Genomic DNA, 878 nt, shown 5'->3' on the forward strand with positions numbered 1-878 from the left:
ACCGCCGCCGACATCGGGCGCGATGACGCGCAGCTTGTGCTCGGGCGCGACATTGTAGAAGGCGCTCATCACGAGCCGCGCCACATGCGGGTTCTGCGAGGTCGTCCAGACCGTGTAGTGATCATCCGCCGGATCGTAGACGCCGAGTGCCGCGCGCGGCTCCATCGCGTTCGGCACGAGACGGTTGTTCACGATGTCGAGCCGCGTCACATGGGCGGCGCGCGAGAAGGCTTCCTCGGTCGCGCGCGCGTCGCCCAACTCCCAGTCGAAGCAGAGATTGCCGGGGGCTTCGGGATGGATTTCGGGCGCGCCGGCTTCCAGCGCCGCCGGGCCTTCCACCACGGCGTCGAGCAGTTCGTAATCGACCTCGACGGCTTCCGCCGCGTCGCGCGCCTGAAGCTTCGAGTCCGCCACGACCACCGCCACCGCCTGCCCGACATGGCGCACCGTGCCGACCGCCAGCGCCGGCCATTCGCCCATCTTCATGGGCGAACCGTCCTTGGACGTGACGGCCCATCCGCAGATGAGATTGCCAATCCCGTCGGCCTTCAGCTGATCGCCCGACAGAATGTCGATCACGCCGGGCATCTCGCGCGCGGCGGACGCGTCGATCCCCTTGATGCGCGCATGGGCATGGGGCGAGCGCACGAAGGCGGCGAATTTCATGCCGGGCACCACCATGTCGTCGGTGTAGCGCCCGCGCCCGGTGATGAAGCGGCGGTCCTCCTTGCGCAGAACCCGCGCGCCGAAACCTTCGATACCCATGGAATCCATCCTCCCGAATTGCCTCGGGGCCGGCGGGCTGCGCGTCAGCGCGGCGCATCGCGGGCGCCCGTAAAATGCTTGGCTCTGTGTGGCGGCGGCCCCGGCCGGGGCCG

General features: G+C 69.1%; 1 protein-coding gene. It reads right to left on the minus strand.

Features of this window, described 5'->3' with window-relative positions; genetic code table 11:
• The coding region (locus NS365_RS23305) for a xanthine dehydrogenase family protein molybdopterin-binding subunit (RefSeq protein WP_153003945.1) at positions 1-765 on the minus strand (765 nt) is incomplete at its 3' end.
• Positions 766-878 lie beyond the last annotated feature (113 nt).

Source organism: Aureimonas ureilytica (genome assembly GCF_001475935.1).
Lineage (GTDB): Bacteria > Pseudomonadota > Alphaproteobacteria > Rhizobiales > Rhizobiaceae > Aureimonas > Aureimonas ureilytica_A.